24 protein-coding genes and 1 pseudogene are annotated in these 22073 nt (G+C 53.7%); 17 read left to right on the top strand and 8 right to left on the bottom strand.

Going from position 1 to position 22073, the window contains the following annotated elements:
* Both N6P30_RS06050 and N6P30_RS06045 read left to right on the top strand, forming a co-directional pair.
* On the top strand, positions 1-1557 hold a 1557-nt coding region (locus N6P30_RS06050; protein ID WP_260629933.1), incomplete at its 5' end, for a phage tail tip protein.
* Between the two features lie 39 nt (positions 1558-1596).
* Positions 1597-1866 (top strand): hypothetical protein, encoded by a 270-nt coding sequence (locus N6P30_RS06045; protein ID WP_023292983.1) that lies wholly within the window; start codon positions 1597-1599, stop codon positions 1864-1866.
* A 43-nt stretch (positions 1867-1909) separates the two neighbouring features.
* On the opposite strand, the gene N6P30_RS06040 is transcribed toward N6P30_RS06045, so the two are convergent.
* The gene (locus N6P30_RS06040; RefSeq protein WP_023292982.1) at positions 1910-2362 is read right to left on the bottom strand and encodes a glycoside hydrolase family protein; all 453 of its coding nucleotides are present in this window, start codon (positions 2360-2362) and stop codon (positions 1910-1912) included.
* Between the two features lie 36 nt (positions 2363-2398).
* Here N6P30_RS06040 and N6P30_RS06035 point away from each other — a divergent pair, with 36 nt between their 5' ends.
* The 5 genes from N6P30_RS06035 (at position 2399) to N6P30_RS06015 (ending at position 4547) form a co-directional block, all read left to right on the top strand.
* Positions 2399-2854, top strand: a complete 456-nt coding sequence (locus N6P30_RS06035) for a hypothetical protein (RefSeq protein WP_023292981.1) — start codon at positions 2399-2401, stop codon at positions 2852-2854.
* A gap of 1 nt (position 2855) precedes the next feature.
* On the top strand, positions 2856-3464 hold the full coding sequence (locus tag N6P30_RS06030; RefSeq protein WP_023292980.1) for a hypothetical protein: 609 nt from the start codon (positions 2856-2858) through the stop codon (positions 3462-3464).
* 1 nt (position 3465) lies between these two features.
* Positions 3466-3789, top strand: a complete 324-nt coding sequence (locus tag N6P30_RS06025) for a hypothetical protein (RefSeq protein WP_049222753.1) — start codon at positions 3466-3468, stop codon at positions 3787-3789.
* A gap of 3 nt (positions 3790-3792) precedes the next feature.
* Positions 3793-4095, top strand: coding sequence for a hypothetical protein (locus tag N6P30_RS06020; RefSeq protein WP_023292979.1), 303 nt, complete (start codon positions 3793-3795; stop codon positions 4093-4095).
* 191 nt (positions 4096-4286) lie between these two features.
* Positions 4287-4547: a hypothetical protein gene (locus tag N6P30_RS06015; protein ID WP_023292978.1), complete on the top strand. Its 261-nt coding sequence runs from the start codon at positions 4287-4289 to the stop codon at positions 4545-4547.
* A 29-nt stretch (positions 4548-4576) separates the two neighbouring features.
* Here the strand turns inward: N6P30_RS06015 and N6P30_RS06010 are convergent, their stop codons facing one another.
* The 3 genes and pseudogenes from N6P30_RS06010 to N6P30_RS06000 form a co-directional block, all read right to left on the bottom strand.
* Positions 4577-5437, bottom strand: a complete 861-nt coding sequence (locus N6P30_RS06010; RefSeq protein WP_154827287.1) for a hypothetical protein — start codon at positions 5435-5437, stop codon at positions 4577-4579.
* 22 nt (positions 5438-5459) lie between these two features.
* Entirely contained in the window at positions 5460-6296 is an 837-nt protein-coding gene (locus N6P30_RS06005) for a pyridoxal phosphatase (protein ID WP_023292976.1), read from the bottom strand.
* 162 nt (positions 6297-6458) lie between these two features.
* A pseudogene (locus N6P30_RS06000) lies at positions 6459-6671 on the bottom strand (HAD-IIB family hydrolase); the annotation flags it as partial.
* 140 nt (positions 6672-6811) lie between these two features.
* On the opposite strand from N6P30_RS06000, the gene pgl reads away from it, so the two are divergent.
* Positions 6812-7807, top strand: a complete 996-nt coding sequence (pgl, locus tag N6P30_RS05995) for a 6-phosphogluconolactonase (protein ID WP_023292974.1) — start codon at positions 6812-6814, stop codon at positions 7805-7807.
* Between the two features lie 123 nt (positions 7808-7930).
* Here pgl and N6P30_RS05990 read toward each other — a convergent pair whose 3' ends face one another.
* Positions 7931-9214 (bottom strand): putative acyl-CoA thioester hydrolase, encoded by a 1284-nt coding sequence (locus N6P30_RS05990; protein WP_023292973.1) that lies wholly within the window; start codon positions 9212-9214, stop codon positions 7931-7933.
* A 224-nt stretch (positions 9215-9438) separates the two neighbouring features.
* On the opposite strand from N6P30_RS05990, the gene hutI reads away from it, so the two are divergent.
* The 5 genes from hutI (at position 9439) to hutH (ending at position 15683) form a co-directional block, all read left to right on the top strand.
* The gene (gene hutI / locus N6P30_RS05985) at positions 9439-10662 is read left to right on the top strand and encodes an imidazolonepropionase (RefSeq protein ID WP_023292972.1); all 1224 of its coding nucleotides are present in this window, start codon (positions 9439-9441) and stop codon (positions 10660-10662) included.
* Positions 10659-11597 (top strand): formimidoylglutamase, encoded by a 939-nt coding sequence (gene hutG / locus N6P30_RS05980; RefSeq protein ID WP_023292971.1) that lies wholly within the window; start codon positions 10659-10661, stop codon positions 11595-11597. Before hutI ends, hutG begins: the two co-directional genes overlap by 4 nt.
* 19 nt (positions 11598-11616) lie before the next feature.
* Positions 11617-12351, top strand: coding sequence for a histidine utilization repressor (locus tag N6P30_RS05975; RefSeq protein WP_023292970.1), 735 nt, complete (start codon positions 11617-11619; stop codon positions 12349-12351).
* A gap of 126 nt (positions 12352-12477) precedes the next feature.
* On the top strand, positions 12478-14166 hold the full coding sequence (gene hutU / locus N6P30_RS05970) for a urocanate hydratase (RefSeq protein ID WP_023292969.1): 1689 nt from the start codon (positions 12478-12480) through the stop codon (positions 14164-14166).
* Positions 14163-15683, top strand: coding sequence for a histidine ammonia-lyase (hutH, locus tag N6P30_RS05965; protein ID WP_008501129.1), 1521 nt, complete (start codon positions 14163-14165; stop codon positions 15681-15683). The genes hutU and hutH overlap by 4 nt, the downstream gene beginning before the upstream one ends.
* A gap of 85 nt (positions 15684-15768) precedes the next feature.
* On the opposite strand, the gene N6P30_RS05960 is transcribed toward hutH, so the two are convergent.
* Both N6P30_RS05960 and bioA read right to left on the bottom strand, forming a co-directional pair.
* Entirely contained in the window at positions 15769-16245 is a 477-nt protein-coding gene (locus N6P30_RS05960; RefSeq protein WP_010428810.1) for a kinase inhibitor, read from the bottom strand.
* A gap of 48 nt (positions 16246-16293) precedes the next feature.
* On the bottom strand, positions 16294-17583 hold the full coding sequence (gene bioA, locus N6P30_RS05955) for an adenosylmethionine--8-amino-7-oxononanoate transaminase (protein WP_072207089.1): 1290 nt from the start codon (positions 17581-17583) through the stop codon (positions 16294-16296).
* Between the two features lie 86 nt (positions 17584-17669).
* Between bioA and bioB the strand changes: the two genes are divergently transcribed.
* The 4 genes from bioB to bioD are packed head-to-tail and all read left to right on the top strand — an operon-like array spanning position 17670 to position 21297.
* Positions 17670-18710 (top strand): biotin synthase BioB, encoded by a 1041-nt coding sequence (bioB, locus tag N6P30_RS05950; RefSeq protein WP_008501133.1) that lies wholly within the window; start codon positions 17670-17672, stop codon positions 18708-18710.
* Positions 18707-19864, top strand: coding sequence for an 8-amino-7-oxononanoate synthase (gene bioF / locus N6P30_RS05945; RefSeq protein ID WP_023292967.1), 1158 nt, complete (start codon positions 18707-18709; stop codon positions 19862-19864). Before bioB ends, bioF begins: the two co-directional genes overlap by 4 nt.
* Positions 19848-20603: a malonyl-ACP O-methyltransferase BioC gene (gene bioC, locus N6P30_RS05940; RefSeq protein WP_023292966.1), complete on the top strand. Its 756-nt coding sequence runs from the start codon at positions 19848-19850 to the stop codon at positions 20601-20603. Before bioF ends, bioC begins: the two co-directional genes overlap by 17 nt.
* Positions 20596-21297: a dethiobiotin synthase gene (bioD, locus tag N6P30_RS05935; RefSeq protein ID WP_072207090.1), complete on the top strand. Its 702-nt coding sequence runs from the start codon at positions 20596-20598 to the stop codon at positions 21295-21297. The genes bioC and bioD overlap by 8 nt, the downstream gene beginning before the upstream one ends.
* Here bioD and N6P30_RS05930 read toward each other — a convergent pair.
* Positions 21260-21982, bottom strand: coding sequence for an ABC transporter ATP-binding protein (locus N6P30_RS05930; protein ID WP_023292964.1), 723 nt, complete (start codon positions 21980-21982; stop codon positions 21260-21262). The genes bioD and N6P30_RS05930 overlap by 38 nt on opposite strands.
* Positions 21983-22073 lie beyond the last annotated feature (91 nt).

The raw sequence follows: 22073 nt of genomic DNA, 5'->3' as shown, positions 1-22073 counted from the left end.
TACTATGAAATCCGTGTATATGACCGCTATCGTAATTACATCACGTCATATTACACCACTACAAGCAATTGGACGTACTCATATTCAATGAATACCAGTGATGGCCTAAGCCGTTACCGTGTGTTTGGGATCATCGCTCATGGTTGGGGTACTGGTATCTATAGTGAAGAAGTTCAGATTGAAGTTAGTAACCCACAGCATCCACAGTTGTTTGGTATCAATTTGAAGAGTGGTTATGATTCCGTGTTCATTGACTGGACAGAATCAAACGTACCTGATTATGCGGGGGTAGTTCTTCAAATCGCACTTGATGAGGGCTTTAGCTCAGGTTCTAAGTACTTTAGCAGTGCTAACCGCTATTCAGCATCGTTTGGTATTGAAGATGGCTCATGGTTCGCACGTGTGGCAGCCTATGACGTGTTCGGACAGGATGAATTGGTATGGTCGCCTACTATCGGTTTTAACCAAAACACGAAAGTACCGTACAGTAAATTGAACGAAGACGTTATTGATAGCCTACTTAACAGTGATACGGCTACTGGCATTGTTGAGAAACAGATCGTAGACGAACTTGGTTCACGCTGGCAGCTACAGGTATCAAACAACGGTAACGTAACGGGCATTGCCTTAGCAGCAGATGAAAAAACATCGGTGTTTACCGTCATGGCGGATCGCTTTAGCATCATCAGTACAGACAGTGCCAAGCTATCAGACAGGGTATATCCGTTTGTGGTTCAGGGTGGTAAGACTTATATCAACTCAGCGGTGATAGCATCAGCGAGCATCAATGAGGCTATGATAAATAACCTTTCCGTTTCCCGTGCGAAAATTCAGGATGCCGCAATAGACAATACGAAAATCGCCAATGCCGCAATCCGTAACGCCCACATTATGGACGGCGTGATCGACTCAGCGAAGATTAGCCAGCAGATACAATCCAGTAATTGGGATGGTGTGAATGGTTGGGCTATCAATAAAAATGGTAATGCCTGGTTTGGTAACGTATCTGTACGTGGAAATATACAGGCAACATCTGGTGTACTGAATAACGTTACTATCAATGAAAACTGTAACATTCTTGGTACTCTAAGTGCCGCACGTATCGTTGGTGATATTTGCCGTCCACAATCAACTGGTATCAACCCTGTACCGTTTATCTTTGGCTCTAAGACTGTATCAGGTGGGCAGGCCGCATTAAATCCAGTAGCTAACCAACACTATATAGCATTGCGTATACGTGGTGAAGATTTTCCACGTTATTTTGATAGTGATTTATCAATTGGTTTAACCTCATATGAACGTCAATACTTCTATATTCGTATGGGTGGTGATGGAATCGGTTTAACTAATCTCTATTATTATGATGCTGGTAACGGTGGTAGTTCTACATCTTTCAGATTGAATTCTATATATGTTCCGCCTGTAGGTCGTGGAAACTGGAATTATATCTATGTGATGTGTACAACTTCACGTAGTGGTATTGCTTCACTTAATGTTCCTGCTAACTGGTCATCATTCTTATATCGTGCTGGTGATCAGCCTTTATATAATGCGTAATAAATACTATTACCAAAATATAAAATAGGGAAGTACTAAATGGGTATGGGAACAATTCTTGCTTTGGTTATTAGTGGTTTAGTGCTGATATATACTATTTTCCGTGACAATACAAAAGATACTAATGACTTACTAAGTCGTGTATCTGATATTGAAACTACCATTGCGGTACAAGATAGTAACATTACACGTCTAAGCGACGAACAAGACAAGATGAAAGAAACCTTGCGAAATCTTGAAATTCAAATTCACGAATTGGATATCAAACTTGAAAGGATTATTACTATTCTTGAACAATCAAAGCAGTAACAAAAAAAAGGGATAGTATCAATTACGGTACTATCCCTTTTTCTTATTTGTTGGTTAATTGTGCGATCATCGCATTAACTCTATTTGGTGTCTGACGATACCATAAACTATCTTTCGCTTGTTTAATTGCTTCGGGGTAGTTGGCATCACGTAGTGCCTCAATCATCTTTTTAAACTTCATCGTTCCAGATAGGCCAAGTTGAAAAATCATGATGATCATGAAGTCTTGCCAATCTTTAGGCATGGTTAGGTTTAGTTTACTTAGCTGGCTTGTTGCTATGGCTATATCTTTATCAAGTAGTCGAAGTGCTTCAATCTCAGTAATACCGTTAGTGAAGTTTTCATTTGGTAGTACTTTATGCCCGAATCCTACAGTTAAGAATCCTTCTGTATCTTTATACGGGTAGTACTTGTCATTGCGAAAGTATCCCATACGTGTTTGATATGCTCGTGAACCCTCATATTCTATTAATCGTGTTTTTAAATCCATCTTCATAAATACCTTTAGTTAATTTTAAAAAGGTATTTACTAATGGCAGGACGCATTAATAAGAATTGGGAAATGTTCGATAAAGACCAATGGAATATTTCAGACGTAACAGACGGCAACTATACATCTTTTGTTTACATCATAGAGTTTCCAGAAACAGGTGAATTCTATTATGGAAAGAAAATGATTTATCAAAAAGTTAAAAGCATAGATAAACTAAAAGTTAATTCTGTAGAATCTAACTGGAAAAACTACACAGGTAGTAGTAAGACAGTGAATGCTATGATTGATGCTGGCATGGATTATACAAAGAAGATTTTGTATTGTGTTAAATCAGACGCAGAAGCAAGCATTATTGAAACGGCGTTGATTTCGTACTTTGGTTTACATCCAGACAACCTAAACAAAGCAATTCTATGCAAAGCACGTTTACCAAAGAACAGACGTGATTTATTCAATGTATTACAAGATTTAGTAGCGATGTTGGGGAATAGGTAATATGGCATGGAAGGGTGGCAATAGTCCTAATGATATGAAGCGATTCATAAACAAGAACAGCCCAAAGATAGGACAAGAATTTAAAAAAGAATTAAGTAGCCGTATGCGTATAGTTACACAGCACATTCAAAGAAAAATTGATAATGATGTAGCGGGTGGTGGTGTCGCGTTTACTGGAAAGAGTATGTACTTTAACTTTAGAAAGATAAGTGAGTTCAAGTCAGTTAACCAGATCATCCTACTACCTAATCAAGCATCATATCTAAAGTACGTTCTTGATCCGGCATATAAGAATGTTAATGAAGGGAAGATCATACCGTATCAGAATGCTAAGTTAACTAAGCAAGGTAACATTACACAACTACGTTCAAGAACCAAGAGTGATAAATACAAAAAGGTGAAGAGTAGGAACGGTAACACGTACTTAATCGACACTACCAAGAAATCCTCTAAACGTAATCCTAAACTGGCACGTGAACAAAGGGTGATTGGTTATTATGGTTCCGTTGGTAGAAAACCATTGTTTGATTTCTATGATGAAACCGAGAAGCAAGTAATAGAACAATTAAGAACATTACGCGGTACGTTTGATTACCGTTGGAGGAAGTAAGATGGATAACTTAGAAAATTTCCCATGTTATGATCATTCTGTACTAACAGATTTTTCTTTTCAGACAATCCAACCAGTAAGTGTAACATTACCATATGATAAAGCACTATCTGGTAGTAAGCTCATAAAAAAGAAAGTAGATAAAACAAAAGGTGATTTAGTCGTATATAGTTTTCATCATCATACAACACCTAAAGTAAATGAGGATGATGTATTGATGGTTGAACTAATGAAAGAACAAGTAGAAGTAAAGGTACTATTATCTTACAACCACATCTTTAAAGGTCATCGCGTAGTTTCTTGTGTTTGCCAAATACAAGGATAACATATGTTAAGTATTATCATTGACCTTATCAAAAGCGGTATAAGTCTTATCAGTAAGAACAAAACCGAAGTTGCTAAGTCAAAAGACGAACTTGAAACAGAAAAAACAAGTGAAGCACAGGAAACAAACCGTGAAGAGATCAAGGCTGGAAAAGGCTGGAGATCATTTTTAGGTTATGCGTGTACTGGTATTCTTGTTTATAACTATATCTTAGTACCTATCTTAGATTACTTTGGTATCGTTTTATTCTCATTCCCACTATCTGACATTATCAGAATCATCATTTTGTTACTTAGTGGTAACTAATTAGAAAGCCCTTTATGGGGCTTTTTTTTAAATTAAGTGGAGTAAAATTCATAATGATTACAATCTAATTATTAAACATTGATAGTCGGTAATGCTTTTGATATGTATATTGCCATTTTTCAGTATGTCTCTTGATAACACATAGACTATGCTGATAATCTAAAAAAGTACAAATGAGCTTCGAGGCTATTATGAAAAATGAAAATGATGTATCCAAAGAAGAGATATTAAGTACAATAGTGGCACAAGCAAAAGAGTACGCAGCGATCGACTTTGAACAACTTGAAAGAGATGGTGTCATTAAAAAAGTTAGGGGAGGTTATCTGGTTGTCAAGCATAGTAAACTACCTGATGCGGCTAGAAAGTTAATGAAATCACTTAAGTCTACGAAAGATGGTGTACAAATGATTATCAGTAAGCCTCCAAAGTCTTTTCTTGATTTAGGGAAGTGATTATGTAGGCCTCTTAACCGAGGCCATTTTCATTTGGGAGTATTTATATTAATCATGACGTTTTGCTGATTAGCATAAAGTTTTATATCGTTATCATGAAAAGCTATCGTCAATTCTAAACTTTCTGTTTCTTTTAAATTTAATGACTGCCTGATTTCTTTCTGATTGGTTTGGACTATCTCAGAGTAATAGTCTACCATTCTTTGAATATACATTAATCTACTTACGTCATGGAAACTATCACCATTAGTCATAGTTCCAAATAGTTGATAAACAGTTCCATCTTCCATTTGCATAGCATAGTTACAATGAGCATTTCGTAATGCCATGCGTTGTTTAGTATCTAAATTATGTCCTGTGATACCTTTCACTCTAAAGTGCTCTATAGATTCAGGAAGATACTTATGAATTTTTTTTATCAGATTTTCATTTACCCAAACATCAGAATATCCTCTTCCATGAGGCATAATGTCTATGAAAATGACGGCGTTTTCAAAAAACATACAAAATAAAACAGGACCTGTTCGCTTAAAGAATCCATTTTTAAAAGGTTCTTCAAAAAAATGTATGTGATGAATATTCCAAGAGTTTAATAGTAGGTCGTTGTAAATATATTTTGTTGTACTCAATGAAAGATGCGGATTTATTGTTAACCCAAGGGTAAGTTTCCTCTTGATGGATTCATATGCCTTTTCTGTTCCTTCAGGTACTTGAATTCCTGGTAGTTCGATTACTAATCTTCTTTTATCGCTTGGTATTCTTCTTTGTAAGGCGAAAACAGCTTTTAAATTTTCAATTGTTGTTAAGCTATCATCATATTGAAAACTAAACTGAGCTAACTGTTCATCAATATAAGTTCTCATTCCATTTTCAGGTGTGAATTTTATCATATCGAACATCTCTGTTTCAGTTTCACGCTGTAATTTTTTCTACTGAAAAGTACTGGTTTACTACATCAGCAATTCCATTTTCCGTATTGTTACCTATTACTAAATCAGCACACGCTTTCACTTCATCAACAGCGTTACCCATAGCAACACCCAAGCCAGCAGTCTCCAACATACTTAGATCGTTGAAATTATCGCCAAAGGCTATTACCTGGCTCATAGATAAACCTTGTGATTCTACCCATTGTGCCAGGCGTTTACCCTTACTGTTTCCGGCTTGTGCTATGTCTACTTGGTCGTGCCAAGACCATTCACAAGCAAGGCCAAGCTCACGCTCTACGATCTGACCAAAGCGATGTAGTTTTTCAGTATCAGAATCAGTAAGGGCGAATTTCCATATAGCATCAACATTTTGAGAGGCTTCACTCAGAGAGGGTACTTGTTTGAATACTGGACGTTGTGACTCTGGAAGAGATTTAGCCCAATTTTCTGTACGGATAATATGCCCCGTTGGATTTTGATAAAACATGGCATCATCGGCATACATCAGACTATGAACATTGTAACTATCAAGTAGGTTTACTAATTGAGTAGCTTGTTCTGGTTGTAATGGGTCTGAGGCAATAACTCTTTTTTCGGCGTAATCGTACAATAAAGCACCGTTACAACATATAGCTGGTGTATTCAGTGCTAATGCCTGATAAAAAGGATGGATGGCTACAAAGTGCCGTCCGGTAACTATGACAACCTTTGCCCCTGATTTACGGGCATTCTGTAGGGCAGTTAATGAGGCTGGTAAAATAGTTTTTTCTGGCGTCAATAAAGTGCCGTCCAGATCAAGGGCGATTACCTGATAGTCCATGTAGTGATTCACCTGATTTTGGTATGTAGTTTTTCCGATAGTACACCGCTTTGCGGCTACGACGAAACAAGGTGAAGAGAGTCTTGTTGAGCACTGGAACAACGTTGGATACTGGCGTATTGCCCTGGATTGGTGAAAATGTTGTAATAAGCGTCACACACTCAAATAAGTGCCATTACAACAAATTGCAGGTGTATCTAACGCCAGTGCCTGATAAAAAGGGTGAATGGCTACGTGATGTCGACCCGTTACGATAAGGAGTTGATATCCCGCTTCCTGCGCGCGTTTAAGCGCTTCAAGGGAGGAGGGGAGAAGGGTTTTTTGCGGCGTCAGTAAGGTACCGTCTAAATCCAGAGCAATCACACGCGAGGTCATCTGTTTTCCCGGGTTAATATTGAATTTACGTTTTGATGGGATGGTACACCGAGAGGCGAATGCTTCAAAATTCCTGTCGACAATTCAGCATTCACCGTCAAAAGTTAATTACTTTCATGCGCAGTGAGGAGTGAATATTCATGAAACAAACCGTTTATACCGCCAGTCCTGAAAGCCAGCAGATCCACGTCTGGCGCTTAAATACCGAAGGGACACTCACGCTGGTTCAGGTTGTTGATGTGCCAGGCCAGGTACAGCCGATGGTCATCAGCCCGGATAAACGTTTCTTGTACGTGGGTGTGCGCCCGGAGTTTCGCGTGCTGGCCTATCGCATCTCTCCGGACGACGGCGCGCTGACTTACACTGCCGAAGCGCCGCTGCCGGGCAGTCCAACCCATATCTCAACCGATCGTAAAGGCAACTTTGTCTTCAGCGGCTCGTATAATGCGGGCTGCGTCAGCGTAACGCGTCTGGAAGATGGCATTCCGGTCGAAACCGTGGATGTGGTGGAAGGGCTGGAAGGCTGCCACTCGGCGAATATCTCTCCGGATAACCGCACGCTGTGGGTGCCTGCCCTGAAGCAGGATCGTATCTGCCTGTTCACCCTGAGCGACGATGGTCACCTCGTGGCGCAGAATCCAGCTGAAGTCACGACGGTAGAAGGCGCGGGCCCGCGTCATATGGTCTTCCATCCGAACCAGCAGTACGCCTATGTGGTCAACGAACTGAACAGCTCCGTGGACGTATGGGAGCTGAAAGATCCAAACGGTCAGATTGAGTGCGTGCAGACGCTGGACATGATGCCGTCTGATTTCTCCGACACCCGCTGGGCGGCGGATATTCACATTACGCCAAATGGCCGTCATCTGTACGCCTGTGACCGCACCTCCAGCCTGATCACCGTGTTTAGCGTTTCCGAAGACGGCAGCGTGCTGGCGATTGAAGGCTTCCAGCCGACGGAAACCCAGCCGCGCGGCTTTAATATCGATCACAGCGGCAAATACCTGATTGCGGCGGGGCAGAAATCCCACCACATCGCGCTGTATGAAATTAAAGGCGAGCAGGGGCTGCTGGAAGAGAAAGGGCGCTACGCCGTAGGCCAGGGGCCGATGTGGGTGGTGGTTAACGCTCACTAAGCGGCTTAAAACAAAAAACCTCGCGAATGCGAGGTTTTTTTATGCCCGTTGGCAGTGCGTTTACCGGGCTTACATAACCTGTAGGCCGGGTAAGGCAAAGCCGCCACCCGGCAAAAGGACAGCTTACTGCTTCGGCTCAGCAACCACTTTGCTACCCAGACCGCGGTTGTTGTACTCCCACATGCGGTTGAAGTTAGCGTCGTTCAGGTTGCGCTGCACGTTCCCTTTATCGTCCACCGCACCGGTATTGCCGGAGAACGGACGTTTAGAGATCGCCGCATCCGCCCACGGCTTCGCCATGTTGAAGCCTTCGTTGATCACGCTGTCGCGGATCACCACCTGACCGTTGGTCGCTGCGTCCACGTCCAGGGAGCGTCCCAGCTGCGCCACGCCGTCACCGGCAGCGTTAAAGCGGCTGTTCACGGCCAGGAAGCCGAAGAAGAGGTTCGACGGGGTTGCCGGAGCAAACACGTAACCTTCCTGCTGGGTACGTGAGTTCACCACGCGGAAATCGGTGTTATCAAATACCACCGCGCCGCGGCCGGAGACCAGATCCACGTCACCTTCAACGTAGCTGTTGGTTACCAGCGTACGGGTCAGACGGTTATTCTGCAGGGTGTTCTGCACGCCGCTGTTGGTCACGAAGAAGGTGTTCTGACGACCCAGAATGTTCACGTTGTTAATCTGAACCTTATCGCCATCGCTGCGCAGCGCGACCGCCTGGTGGTTACCGGCGTCAACGCTGTCGCCCAGGGTATTCTGGATGGTCAGGTTCTGCAGCTGCAGACCGTTATTCTGAGACCAGAATACCGCTGAGCACATCACGCCAACGGTGGCGGAATGCTTGCTCTGGCAGTTATCAAACATGTACCACGCCGGTTTGCCCGGCATATATTTACCGGCCGGGTTCACCAGGTGACGCCAGGTGTTGCTGTCGATTTCAGAATCAATCGCCAGGCCAATTTTTACGTCGATTGCTTTTTCGCCCAGACCGTAAAGCGTAATGCTGCCCGGTGCCGCCGGAACATAGACGGTGCCTTCATATTCGCCTGGCAGGATCGCGATGTACTGGCGAGACGCGCTGTGTTTAGTGATGGCAGCATCTACCGCAGCCTGAATAGAGGTATGTGTTACGCCCTGCGCACCTGCCGGGCCAACCACGAAGTCAGGCTGTTTCGGCAGGTTAATCGAAGACGGGGTCCACGGCGCAGCGTTAGGATCCATCGACGAGAAGTAGTGCGCACGGTCGAAGTTCTTCGCTTCATCAGCGGACAAAATCGGGCGGGAGGCGGTACCGGGCGCGACCTGCTCAGAAGGGCGCTGATCCGGTGGGGTTGAACTGCATGCGGATAAGGTCACGCCAAAGGCGAGCGCTAACGCCAGACGGGAAATCCTGGAAATGTTCAAGGTGAAGCTCCTGGGTATGCAAGTCTTTACGGGATAGACGAAATAGCCTGCTTTTTTATACTAAGTTGAGCGAAACGGGAAGATAAAAAGGGTAAAAGTTGCATTTTTAGCCCTGGAGCGGCGGGTAAGTGATCACAAATAAATAACATTTTCCGCAAAGTCGGTTGACAGCAGACAACAGATGAAAATAAATGTCTATACAACCCATGACAAGTGGAAAGCCCATGCAGCAGATTCATCCTGACGATGTGATATGGCGAAATGCGCGACTGGCTACGATGGCGCCGGACGTCCGTGCGCCCTATGGACTGAAAGATCAACACGCCCTGGTTATACGGGGTCAAACTATCCTGGCCGTGATACCTGAATCTGACATTCCGGCCGGACACACTCACTGTGTCGATCTTCAGGGTCGTCTGGTCACCCCGGGCCTGATTGACTGCCATACCCACCTGGTGTTTGGCGGCGATCGCGCGGCGGAGTGGGAGAAGCGTCTGAACGGTGTCTCTTATCAAACCATCAGCGCCCAAGGGGGCGGGATTAACGCGACCGTGACGGCGACGCGCAGCAGTTCACCCGAAACCCTGCTTAATCTGGCACAGCAGCGGCTTCAGCGTCTGATAAATGAAGGCGTCACCACGGTTGAAATCAAATCGGGATACGGCCTCAACGCCGAGGCCGAAGAGAAAATGCTGCAGGTCGCACGCCAGCTGAGCCTCAATAATCCGATCGATATCAGCCCAACGCTGCTGGCGGCCCATGCCGTTCCGCCGGAATACCGACAGGATCCGGATGCCTACCTCACGCTGGTCTGCGAGCAAATATTGCCCACGCTGTGGCAAAAAGAGTTGTTTGAAGCGGTCGACGTGTTCTGTGAAAACGTCGGCTTTACCCCGTCGCAAACCGAGCGCCTCTTCAAGGCGGCGACCGCGCTCGGTATTCCGGTGAAAGGGCACGTCGAGCAGCTGTCGAATCAGGGCGGTGCGGCGCTGGTCAGCCGGTATAAAGGACTCTCCGCCGATCATATCGAATATCTTGACGACGCAGGCGTTCAGGCGATGGCGCAAAGCGGCACGGTTGCGGTCCTGTTGCCGGGCGCGTTCTATTTTCTGCAGGAGCGCCAGCGTCCACCGGTTGAACAGCTCAGAAAACACGGCGTGCCAATGGCGGTCGCCACCGACTATAACCCCGGCACCAGCCCGTTTGCCAGCCTGCACCTGGCGATGAACATGGCCTGCGTCCAGTTTGGCCTGACGCCCGAGGAAGCCTGGGCTGGCGTCACGCGCCATGCCGCGCAGGCGCTGGGCCGCGGGGAAACCCACGGACAGCTACGAGCCGGGTTTGTCGCTGATTTTATCGTCTGGGATGCGCACCATCCGGTAGAGATGGTCTACGAGCCGGGACGCAATCCGCTGTATCAACGTATTTTCCGTGGGGAGGCAGTATGAGGTTATGGCGGCCCGTCGCCGAAACGGTCTGGCAGGGGCGCGACGACAGCGCCGAGGCCAGCAACGCAACGCGCATTTTCCAGACGATACGGCAGCAGGGGACGTTCACGCCGCTGGCATCCGGCATTGCGCTGATAGGCTTTGAATGTGATGCAGGGGTAAAACGTAATCAGGGCAGGCCCGGCGCCGTGCAGGCGCCTGATGTGCTGCGTAAGGCGCTGGCAAATATGGCAAGCCATCCGGGACACGAGCGGCTGGCGGATATGGGGTCGGTTTACGTTGAAGGTGACGACCTGGAAGCGGCACAGCAGGCGTTAAGCGGTGCCGTGACAGCCTGCCAGCGCTCCGGGATGCGCACGCTGGTCTTTGGCGGCGGACACGAAACCGCGTGGGCGCACGGTCGCGGCGTGCTGGACGCCTTCCCGAACGAGCGGGTAGTCATTATCAACCTGGATGCCCATCTCGATCTGCGCAAGGCCGACCGGGCGACGTCCGGCACGCCGTTTCGCCAGCTGGCGCACTACTGCGATGAGCGCGGGCGGGCATTTCAGTACGCCTGCTTTGGCATGAGCCGGGCGGCGAACACGCAGGCGCTGTGGGATGAGGCTGAACGCCTGAACGTCACGCTGGTGGAGGATCTCCATTTCAGGCGCGATGCGCTATCCGCGCTGGAAAAGGTGCTGGTCCAGGCCGATCGCGTCTACCTTACAATCGATCTGGACGTCCTGCCCGCCAGCGAAATGCCTGCCGTTTCCGCTCCGGCTGCGTTAGGCATACCGGCTCTGGATCTCCTCCCCGTCATCGAACAAATCTGCCGTAGCGGTAAGCTACAGGCCGCCGATCTGGTAGAGTTTAACCCGCAGTTCGATCGGGACGGGCAGGGCGCAAAGCTTGCCGCCCGTCTGGCCTGGCAAATTGCTCACTGGTGGGCATAACACTATTCAAGGAGTCACGATGTTTTCACGCTCACCCCTGCCGCCGTCGAGCCCTCCCGCGCCTTTCTACGAAAAGGTGAAGCAGGCGATCAGCGAAAAAATCGCCACCGGCGTCTGGCGGCCGCACGACCGCATTCCCTCGGAGGCCGATCTGGTGGCGCAGTTTGGCTTTAGCCGGATGACCGTCAACCGGGCGCTGCGCGAGCTGACCGACGAAGGGCTTCTGGTGCGCCTGCAGGGCGTCGGGACGTTTGTGGCGGAGCCGAAAGGGCAGTCCGCCCTGTTTGAAATCCGCAGTATTGCGGACGAGATTGCCGCGCGTAATCATCAGCACCGCTGTGAGGTGCTGGTGCTCGAAGAGACCCAGGCCAGCGCCGAGCAGGCGGTAGAGCTGAACGTCAAAGAAGGCAGCCGCATCTTCCACTCCGTGATGGTGCATTTCGAAAACGACGTTCCGGTGCAGATTGAGGATCGCTGCGTGAACGCCGAACGGATACCGGACTATCTGAACCAGGATTACACCCAGACCACGCCGCATGCCTATCTCTCGCTCGTCGCACCGCTGACGGAAGGGGAGCACATTGTGGAAGCCGTGCGCGCCACGCCGCAGGAGTGCGAACGGCTGCGCATTAAAGAGCACGACCCGTGCCTGCTGATCCGCCGTCGAACCTGGTCCTCGTCGCACATCGTGTCACATGCCCGGCTGCTTTTCCCGGGGAACCGTTACCGGCTGCAGGGCCACTTTATGTCATAAGTTTTATAAGCGTGATCGCTAACGCAATATAACAAAATTGTATCTTTTTTGTTAAATCTGACCTTGTGTGTGCTTGTCTATACAAGTATATCTAAATGCATCATCTGTCCCGTATAGGAGCACACAATGTCGTCAGGTAAATACCGCCAGCAGGACGTCCGCGCCGCGCGCGGCACCACCCTTACTGCCAAAAGCTGGCTCACCGAAGCCCCGCTGCGCATGTTGATGAACAACCTTGATCCTGAGGTGGCGGAAAACCCCCACGAGCTGGTGGTCTACGGCGGCATTGGCCGCGCCGCGCGCAACTGGGAATGCTATGACGCCATTGTTAAGGCACTGACCGAACTCGAAAACGACGAAACCCTGCTGGTGCAGTCCGGCAAGCCGGTTGGCGTGTTTAAAACCCACAAAAATGCCCCGCGCGTGCTGATCGCCAACTCTAACCTCGTGCCGCACTGGGCCACCTGGGAACACTTCAACGAACTCGACGCGAAAGGGCTGGCGATGTATGGCCAGATGACCGCCGGGAGCTGGATCTACATCGGCAGTCAGGGGATCGTGCAGGGCACCTACGAAACCTTCGTGGAGGCCGGTCGCCAGCACTACAACGGCTCGCTGAAAGGCCGCTGGGTATTGACCGCCGGTCTTGGCGGGATGGGCGGCGCGCAGCCGCTGGCCGCCACGCTGGCCGGCGCGTGCTCGCTGAACATTGAGTGCCAGCAGAGCCGCATTGATTTCCGACTGCGCACCCGTTACGTCGACGAACAGGCCGAGAATCTCGATGACGCGCTGGCGCGCATTAAAAAGTACACGTCCGAAGGCAAAGCGGTGTCGATTGCCCTGTGCGGCAACGCGGCGGACATTCTTCCTGAACTCGTCGCCCGCGGCGTGCGACCGGATCTGGTCACCGACCAGACCAGCGCCCACGATCCGCTGCACGGCTACCTGCCAAAAGGCTGGTCGTGGGAAGACTATCAGCAAAAAGCGGAGGCCGACCCGGAAGGCACGGTGCTTGCCGCGAAACGCTCCATGGCGGAACACGTCTCTGCGATGCTGGCCTTCAGCCAGATGGGCATTCCGACCTTTGACTACGGCAACAACATTCGCCAGATGGCGAAAGAGATGGGCGTGAGTAACGCCTTCGACTTCCCCGGCTTCGTCCCGGCCTATATCCGCCCGCTGTTCTGCCGCGGCATCGGACCGTTCCGCTGGGTTGCCCTGTCCGGCGACCCGGAGGACATCTACAAGACCGACGCCAAAGTGAAGGAGATCGTCGCCGATGACGAACACCTGCACCACTGGCTGGACATGGCCCGCGAGCGCATTAACTTCCAGGGCCTGCCGGCGCGTATCTGCTGGGTAGGGCTGGAGTGGCGTCAAAAACTGGGCCTCGCCTTCAACGAAATGGTGCGCAGCGGTGAAGTTTCCGCGCCGATCGTCATCGGCCGAGACCACCTGGACTCCGGCTCCGTCGCCAGCCCGAACCGCGAAACCGAAGCCATGCGCGACGGCTCGGACGCGGTCTCCGACTGGCCATTGCTGAACGCCCTGCTCAACACTGCCAGCGGCGCGACCTGGGTGTCGCTGCACCACGGCGGCGGCGTGGGAATGGGCTTCTCCCAGCATTCCGGGATGGTCATCGTCTGCGACGGTACCGATGAAGCCGCCGCGCGTATCGCTCGCGTGCTCCACAACGACCCGGCCACCGGCGTGATGCGTCACGCGGATGCGGGTTACGAGATTGCCATTGACTGTGCCAAAGAGCAGGGACTTAACCTGCCGATGATCCCTGCCACACAAGGAAAGCATGAATGAACGCGTTAACACTCACTCCCGGCTCACTGACGCTCAAGCAGCTGCGTAACGTCTGGCGTCAGCCGGTCACCCTGTCGCTTGATGAAAGCGCCCACGCCGCCATTAACGACAGCGTGGCCTGCGTTGAAGCCATCGTTGCCGAAGGGCGCACGGCTTACGGGATTAATACCGGCTTTGGGCTGCTGGCGCAGACCCGCATCGCGACGCACGATCTGGAAAACCTGCAGCGTTCGCTGGTGCTGTCGCACGCGGCGGGCGTGGGTCAGCCGCTTGACGATGAGATTGTCCGTCTGATGATGGTGCTCAAAATCAACAGCCTGGCGCGCGGTTTCTCCGGCATTCGCCTGAGCGTGATTCAGGCGCTGATGGCGCTGGTTAATGCGGAGGTCTATCCGTGGATCCCGGCGAAGGGCTCCGTCGGTGCCTCCGGCGATCTCGCGCCGCTGGCGCACATGTCGCTGCTGCTGCTGGGCGAAGGCAAAGCGCGCTGGCAGGGCGAGTGGCTGCCTGCGAAAGAGGCGCTGAAAAAAGCCGGCTTAACGCCGATCACGCTGGCGGCGAAAGAGGGGCTGGCGTTGCTGAACGGTACCCAGGCATCGACCGCCTTCGCGCTGCGCGGCCTGTTTGAAGCGGAAGATCTGTTTGCCTCGGCGGTGGTGTGCGGTGCGCTGACCACCGAAGCGGTGCTGGGCTCGCGTCGCCCGTTCGATGCCCGCATCCACGAGGTGCGCGGTCAGCGGGGACAGATTGATGCCGCCGCGATGTACCGTCACGTGCTTACCGACACCAGCGAGATCGCGGAGTCACACCACAACTGTGAGAAGGTGCAGGATCCGTATTCCCTGCGCTGCCAGCCGCAGGTGATGGGCGCGTGCCTGACGCAGCTGCGCCAGGCGGCGGAGGTGCTGCTGGTGGAGGCCAACGCGGTGTCCGATAACCCGCTGGTGTTCGCCCAGGAAAACGAGGTGGTCTCCGGCGGTAATTTCCACGCCGAGCCGGTGGCAATGGCGGCGGATAATATCGCGCTGGCGATTGCCGAAGTCGGCGCGTTGTCCGAGCGCCGCATCGCGCTGATGATGGATAAACACATGTCCCAGCTGCCACCGTTCCTGGTGCGTAACGGCGGGGTCAACTCGGGCTTTATGATTGCTCAGGTGACGGCCGCAGCGCTGGCAAGCGAGAACAAAGCCCTGTCGCACCCGCACAGCGTGGACAGCCTGCCAACGTCTGCAAACCAGGAAGATCACGTTTCGATGGCACCAGCTGCCGGGCGTCGTCTCTGGGAAATGGCCTCCAACACCCGCGGCGTGCTGGCGGTGGAATGGCTGGCGGCAAGTCAGGGTATCGATCTGCGTGAAGGGCTTAAATCCAGCCCGCTGCTGGAGCAGGCGCGTCATGCGCTGCGCGAGCACGTCACGCATTACGATGATGACCGCTTCTTTGCCCCGGATATTGATAAGGCGATGCAGCTTCTGGAAGAAGGGCGGCTGGTGGGGCTGCTACCTTCGGTGCTGTGATTTTTTTGCCCGGTGGCGCTGCGCTTACCGGGCCTACGAGTGCGAAATCCAGGCCGGGTAAGGCGTAGCCGCCACCCGGCTTTTTTTACGAATACATCGCCGTTATCGACGCGCTCCCCAGGGAATGGAAATGCACGTTAAACCCGACCATCGCGCCGCTCGCCCCTTCATCAACCTCAATCTTCTCCACGTCCAGCGCGTGCACCGTGAAGATATAGCGGTGGGTTTCCCCTTTTGGTGGCGCCGCGCCGCCGTAGCCCGCTTTACCGAAGTCAGTACGCGTCTGAATGGCACCTTCAGGCAGGGCAACCAGGCCTGAACCGGAACCCTGCGGCAGCACGCGCGTGTCGGCAGGCAGGTTCGCCACGATCCAGTGCCACCATCCGGAACCGGTTGGCGCATCCGGGTCATAGCATGTCACGACAAAGCTTTTGGTGCCTGCCGGAACCTCGTCCCACGCCAGGTGCGGGGAGATGTTATCGCCCTGATACCCCATGCCGTTGAAAACGTGCCGTTCCGGCAGCTTTTCGCCGTCGCGCAGATCTTTACTGATGATTTTCATACGGTTTACCCTCGTTGATCGCTCGTTCAGCAAGTGTAATGCATTGGGTTAAATCGTGAAATGCGCGGGAATGTTAACGGCTGTTACAACCGCGTCGGTTAATTTTCGAAGCTGCTCTGGCGTGATGCTGTACGGCGGCATCAGATAGATAAGCTTGCCGAAAGGCCGGACCCACACGCCCTGGTCCACGAAGAAGCGCTGCAGCGCGGCCATATTCACCGGATGGGTGGTTTCAATCACCCCGATGGCGCCCAGCACGCGCACGTCCGCCACGAAATTCGCGCCCGAGGCGGCGCTCAGCTCCGATTTCAGCTGCGCTTCTATCGCCGCAACCTGCGTCTGCCACTCGCCGCTCTCCAGAATCGCAAGGCTTTCACTCGCCACGGCGCAGGCCAGCGGGTTACCCATAAACGTCGGGCCGTGCATAAAGCAGCCGGCTTCACCGTCGCTGATGGTGTCGGCCACTTGGCGGGTCGTGAGCGTGGCGGAGAGCGTCATGGTGCCGCCCGTCAGCGCTTTACCGAGGCACAGAATATCCGGCGCAATGCCCGCATGTTCGCAGGCAAACAGCTTGCCGGTGCGGCCAAAGCCGGTGGCGATCTCATCGGCAATCAGCAGAATGCCCTCGCGGTCGCACATCCTGCGAATACGCTTCAGCCATTCCGGGTGGTACATCCGCATCCCGCCCGCGCCCTGCACGATCGGTTCAAGAATGACGGCGGCAATCTCATGACGATGTGCCGCCATCAGTCGGGCGAAGCCGACCATGTCCATCTCGTTCCACTCGCCGTCGAAGCGGCTCTGCGGCGCAGGGGCGAACAGGTTTTCCGGCAGATACCCCTTCCACAGGCTGTGCATGGAGTTGTCCGGATCGCACACCGACATCGCCCCGAAGGTATCCCCGTGATAGCCGTTGCGGAAGGTGAGGAACCGCTGGCGCGTTTCGCCCTTTGCATGCCAGTACTGCAGCGCCATTTTCATCGCCACTTCCACCGCCACGGAGCCGGAATCCGCCAGGAACACGCACTCCAGCGAGTCAGGCGTCATCGCCACCAGACGGCGGCATAAATCCACCGCGGGCTGGTGGGTGATCCCGCCAAACATCACGTGCGACATCTGGTCAATCTGCGCCTTCATCGCCGCGTTCAGGCGCGGGTGGTTATACCCGTGAATCGCCGCCCACCAGGAGGACATCCCGTCAACCAGCCGCTCGCCGCTGGCGAGGTGCAGCTCGCAGCCGTGGGCGGAGGCCACCGGATAGACGGGAAGGGGGCGGGTGGTGGAGGTGTAAGGGTGCCAGATATGCTGCTTGTCGAAGGCGAGATCGTCCTGGGTCATAATCGACTTGTAAACCATTTTGAAAAGTTTTAGGTTTACGAGTATAAACCGAACCGAAAATTAACAAAACCCTTTGGAGAAGCCCGATGGCTCACCACGCACGCTGGACGATGTCGCAAGTTACTGAATTATTTAACAAACCTTTCCTTGAGCTGATGTTCGAAGCCCAACAGGTGCATCGTCAGCACTTCGATCCCCGCCATGTTCAGGTCAGCACGCTGCTGTCGATCAAGACCGGCGCCTGCCCCGAAGACTGCAAATACTGCCCGCAGAGCGCGCGCTACAAAACCGGTCTGGAGTCAGAGCGCCTGATGGAGGTCGAGCAGGTTCTCGACTCCGCGCGCAAGGCCAAAAATGCCGGTTCAACCCGCTTCTGCATGGGCGCGGCGTGGAAGAACCCGCACGATCGCGACATGCCGTATCTGGAGCAGATGGTGAAGGGCGTGAAGGAGATGGGCCTCGAAGCTTGCATGACCCTCGGCACGCTCAACGAAGAGCAGGCGCAGCGCCTCTCGGCCGCGGGGCTGGATTACTACAACCACAACCTCGACACCTCGCCGGAATTTTACGGCAATATCATCACCACGCGTACCTACCAGGAGCGTCTGGATACGCTGGATAAAGTGCGTGACGCGGGGATCAAGGTCTGCTCCGGCGGCATCGTGGGCTTAGGCGAAACGGTGAAAGACCGCGCGGGCCTGCTGCTGCAGCTGGCGAACCTGCCGACCCCGCCGGAAAGCGTGCCGATCAACATGCTGGTGAAGGTCAAGGGCACGCCGCTGGCGGATAACGAGGACGTGGATGCGTTTGATTTTATCCGCACCATCGCGGTGGCGCGCATCATGATGCCAACGTCTTACGTTCGCCTCTCAGCGGGCCGCGAGCAGATGAACGAGCAGACCCAGGCGATGTGCTTTATGGCCGGCGCCAACTCCATCTTCTACGGCTGCAAGCTGCTGACCACGCCGAACCCGGAAGAGGACAAAGATGTTCAGCTGTTCCGCAAGCTGGGGCTGAACCCGCACCAGACCGAGGTGCTGACGGGCGATAACGAGCAACAGCAGCAGCTGGAGCAGCAGATTTTCAACGCCGACACCGACCAGTTCTACAACGCGGCAGCCGTATGACCTGGCAGGCACGTATCAACTCTGCGCTCGACGACCGTCGGGCGGCAGAGGCATTCCGCGTTCGCAAGGTGGTGGAAAACGGCGCGGGCCGTTTTCTTACCCGTGAAGGCCAGCAGTTCTGCAATTTCTCCAGCAACGACTATCTCGGGCTGAGCCAGCATCCGGCCATTATCCGCGCCTGGCAGCAGGGCGCGGAGCGGTTTGGCGTGGGCAGCGGCGGATCGGGACACGTCAGCGGATACACCACGGCGCATCAGGCGCTGGAAGAGGCGCTTGCCGACTGGCTGGGCTACCCGGGCGCGCTGCTGTTTATCTCCGGCTTTGCCGCCAACCAGGCGGTCATCACGGCCTTGATGGGCAAGGACGATCGCATTGTCGCCGATCGCTTAAGCCACGCCTCCCTGCTGGAGGCGGCAAATTTAAGCCCGGCGCAGCTGCGGCGTTTTGCCCATAACGATGCGGGGCAGCTTGCTGCGCTGCTGGATAAACCCTGCGACGGACAACAGCTGGCGGTCACGGAAGGGGTGTTCAGCATGGACGGCGACAGCGCGCCGCTTGCCGCGCTGCACGAGGCCGCAAAGCGGCAAAACGCCTGGCTGCTGGTGGACGATGCCCACGGCACTGGCGTGATGGGCGACGAAGGGCGCGGGAGCGCATACCAGCAAAACGTGAAGCCGGAACTGCTGATTGTCACCTTCGGCAAAGGCTTTGGCGTCAGCGGCGCCGCCGTGCTGTGCAGCGAATCCGTCGCCGACTATCTGCTGCAGTTTGCCCGCCACCTGATTTACAGCACCAGCATGCCTCCGGCGCAGGCCGTAGCGCTGTCAGCGTCGCTGGCGGTGATACGCAGCGCAGAAGGAGATGAGCGTCGCCAGCGGCTGGCAGAGCATATTGCGCGCTTCCGTCAGGGACTCGCGGCGCTGCCTTTCCACAGTCCCGATTCGCAGAGCGCTATCCAGCCGGTGATTGTCGGTGAAAACGGCCGCGCGCTGGCACTGGCACAGGCGCTGCGCCAGCGGGGCATGTGGGTCACGGCCATCCGCCCGCCCACCGTCCCACCGGGCACGGCGCGGCTGCGCTTAACCCTGACGGCGGCGCATGAAGCACAGGATATTGAGACGTTGCTGGAGGCGCTCCATGATGCCGGTGAATAAGCAGGCCATCGCGGCCGCATTTGGCCGCGCCGCGCAGAGCTATTCGCAGCATGATGAGCTGCAGCGTTTGAGCGCGCAGGGGCTTCTGGCCGCCCTTGGCGAGAACGTTTTTCCACAGGTGCTGGACGCTGGCTGTGGTCCCGGCAGCAACAGCCGCTACTGGCGCGGGGCGGGAAGCCAGGTGACGGCTATCGATCTCTCAGCCCGGATGCTGGAAGAGGCACGCCAGCGGCAGGCGGCAGATCGTTATCTGCTGGCCGATATCGAGGCGATCCCGCTGGCGGACGCGCAGTTCGATCTGGTCTGGAGCCATCTGGCGGTTCAGTGGTGCAGCAGCCTGCCGCAGGCTCTGCGCGAGCTTTATCGCGTGGCGCGGCCTGGCGGGAAGGTGGCCTTTACCACCTTGCTGGAAAGTTCGCTGCCGGAGCTGAATCAGGCCTGGAAAGCGGTGGATGAACAGCCGCACGCTAACCGGTTTTTATCGCATGAGCAGGTGACGCAGGCGCTGGCAGGCTGGCGCTATCGCAGCACGGTGCAGACCATCACGCTCAATTTTAGCGATGCGTTCAGCGCCATGCGTTCGCTGAAGGGCATCGGCGCCACGCACCTGCATACCGGACGCGAGAAAAAACCGCTTACCCGGGGGCAGCTGCAGCGCCTTGAGCTGGCCTGGCCGCAGCAGCGGGGGCATTTCCCGCTCTCCTATCAACTTTTTCATGGGGTTATCGAACGTGACTGAACGTTATTTTGTCACCGGCACGGACACAGAAGTGGGCAAAACGGTTGCCAGCACGGCATTGCTGCAGGCGGCACGGCTGCTCGGGAAAAACACCGCCGGGTATAAGCCCGTGGCGTCCGGCAGCGAGATGACGGCGGAAGGGTTACGCAACACCGACGCGCTCGCGCTCCAGCGTAACAGCACGCGTGAACTCGCCTATTCTGCAGTGAATCCGTACACCTTTGCCGAACCGACCTCGCCGCACATTGTCAGCGCTGATGAAGGCCGTCCGATTGATTTCGCCGTGCTGTCCGCCGGATTGCGGACGCTGGAAAGACAGGCCGACTGGGTGCTGGTGGAAGGGGCCGGCGGCTGGTTTACGCCGCTTTCAGACACGCAGACGTTTGCTGACTGGGTGCAGGCCGAGCAGCTTCCGGTCATTCTTGTCGTCGGCGTCAAGCTGGGCTGCATCAATCACGCCATGTTGACCGCACAGGCCGTACAGCAGGCCGGGCTGCGTCTTGCGGGCTGGATAGCCAACGACGTGGTTGCGCCGGGTAAACGCCATCAGGCGTATCTGGCGACGCTCAGGCGCGTCCTTCCCGCGCCGTGCCTCGGGGAAATTCCCTGGCTGGCTGACGGCGCGGAAAATGCCGAAATCGGACGTTATCTCGATCTCAGCGTTTTGCTTCCCGCGACATCCAGTGAGCGATAAGCTCGTCATCCAGTTCGTTAACGTGGCCCTGCGCCACGTTACGCCCGCGATAGAGCAGACAGAAACGGTCCGCCACCCGGCGGATAAACGACAGCTGCTGCTCCGCTAACAGCACCGTCATCCCTAACTCCCGGTTTAAGCGCCCCAGCAGCTGCACCAGCTTCTGGGCAACGCTGTGCCCCGCGCCGTGCAGCGGTTCATCCAGGATCAGCAGGTGAGGGCGGTTCACCAGCGCATTAGCCAGCGCCAGCTGATACTGGTCGTCCGGAGAGAGCGCGTTGGCGCGGGTTCGTCGCAAGGCATAGAGCGCCGGGAACAGGTCGTAAACGTCATTTTTCGCCTCCGGGTTCGGTTTCCCCGTCGCCCGCATGGCGATATGCAGGTTCTCCTCAATCGTGAGCTGGGAGAAGATCCGCCTGTCCTGCGAGACATAGCCTATTCCCGGCCCGGAACGCTGTTCTGGCGGCGGGTTGAGCAAATCGCGCGGCGGCGCGCCTGCCTCATACCAGATGATGCTGCCGCTTTCGACGGGCACTTTCCCGGCGATGCAATTCATGAGGGTGGTTTTCCCCATCCCCGGCAGGCCAACGACGCCTGTACACATCCCTTGCGGAAAATCTAAATCCACATTCCATAGCGTATGTTGACTTCCGTAAAACTGATTCACTGCACGCAGGCTCAACATCTTTCTCTCCTTAAAAATGTGTGTAGGTGTGGCTCGTTGTTAAACTGCAAAACCCCTGCCATAAAGCGGAAAGTGATTAAAAAAGCGTCTT

The organism is Enterobacter sp. PL1 (assembly GCF_945957325.1).
Classification (GTDB): domain Bacteria; phylum Pseudomonadota; class Gammaproteobacteria; order Enterobacterales; family Enterobacteriaceae; genus Enterobacter; species Enterobacter roggenkampii.
Note: the sequence above shows the minus strand (reverse complement) of the source record. Positions and strands in the feature narration are given on the sequence as shown.

Coding starts and splice junctions, on each gene's coding strand:
- N6P30_RS06045 (WP_023292983.1), top strand. CDS start 1,597: ATGGGTATGGGAACAATTCTTGCTTTGGTTATTAGTGGTTTAGTGCTG.
- N6P30_RS06040 (WP_023292982.1), bottom strand. CDS start 2,362: ATGAAGATGGATTTAAAAACACGATTAATAGAATATGAGGGTTCACGA.
- N6P30_RS06035 (WP_023292981.1), top strand. CDS start 2,399: ATGGCAGGACGCATTAATAAGAATTGGGAAATGTTCGATAAAGACCAA.
- N6P30_RS06030 (WP_023292980.1), top strand. CDS start 2,856: ATGGCATGGAAGGGTGGCAATAGTCCTAATGATATGAAGCGATTCATA.
- N6P30_RS06025 (WP_049222753.1), top strand. CDS start 3,466: ATGGATAACTTAGAAAATTTCCCATGTTATGATCATTCTGTACTAACA.
- N6P30_RS06020 (WP_023292979.1), top strand. CDS start 3,793: ATGTTAAGTATTATCATTGACCTTATCAAAAGCGGTATAAGTCTTATC.
- N6P30_RS06015 (WP_023292978.1), top strand. CDS start 4,287: ATGAAAAATGAAAATGATGTATCCAAAGAAGAGATATTAAGTACAATA.
- N6P30_RS06010 (WP_154827287.1), bottom strand. CDS start 5,437: ATGATAAAATTCACACCTGAAAATGGAATGAGAACTTATATTGATGAA.
- N6P30_RS06005 (WP_023292976.1), bottom strand. CDS start 6,296: ATGGACTATCAGGTAATCGCCCTTGATCTGGACGGCACTTTATTGACG.
- pgl (WP_023292974.1), top strand. CDS start 6,812: ATGAAACAAACCGTTTATACCGCCAGTCCTGAAAGCCAGCAGATCCAC.
- hutI (WP_023292972.1), top strand. CDS start 9,439: ATGCAGCAGATTCATCCTGACGATGTGATATGGCGAAATGCGCGACTG.
- hutG (WP_023292971.1), top strand. CDS start 10,659: ATGAGGTTATGGCGGCCCGTCGCCGAAACGGTCTGGCAGGGGCGCGAC.
- N6P30_RS05975 (WP_023292970.1), top strand. CDS start 11,617: ATGTTTTCACGCTCACCCCTGCCGCCGTCGAGCCCTCCCGCGCCTTTC.
- hutU (WP_023292969.1), top strand. CDS start 12,478: ATGTCGTCAGGTAAATACCGCCAGCAGGACGTCCGCGCCGCGCGCGGC.
- hutH (WP_008501129.1), top strand. CDS start 14,163: ATGAACGCGTTAACACTCACTCCCGGCTCACTGACGCTCAAGCAGCTG.
- N6P30_RS05960 (WP_010428810.1), bottom strand. CDS start 16,245: ATGAAAATCATCAGTAAAGATCTGCGCGACGGCGAAAAGCTGCCGGAA.
- bioA (WP_072207089.1), bottom strand. CDS start 17,583: ATGACCCAGGACGATCTCGCCTTCGACAAGCAGCATATCTGGCACCCT.
- bioB (WP_008501133.1), top strand. CDS start 17,670: ATGGCTCACCACGCACGCTGGACGATGTCGCAAGTTACTGAATTATTT.
- bioF (WP_023292967.1), top strand. CDS start 18,707: ATGACCTGGCAGGCACGTATCAACTCTGCGCTCGACGACCGTCGGGCG.
- bioC (WP_023292966.1), top strand. CDS start 19,848: ATGATGCCGGTGAATAAGCAGGCCATCGCGGCCGCATTTGGCCGCGCC.
- N6P30_RS05930 (WP_023292964.1), bottom strand. CDS start 21,982: ATGTTGAGCCTGCGTGCAGTGAATCAGTTTTACGGAAGTCAACATACG.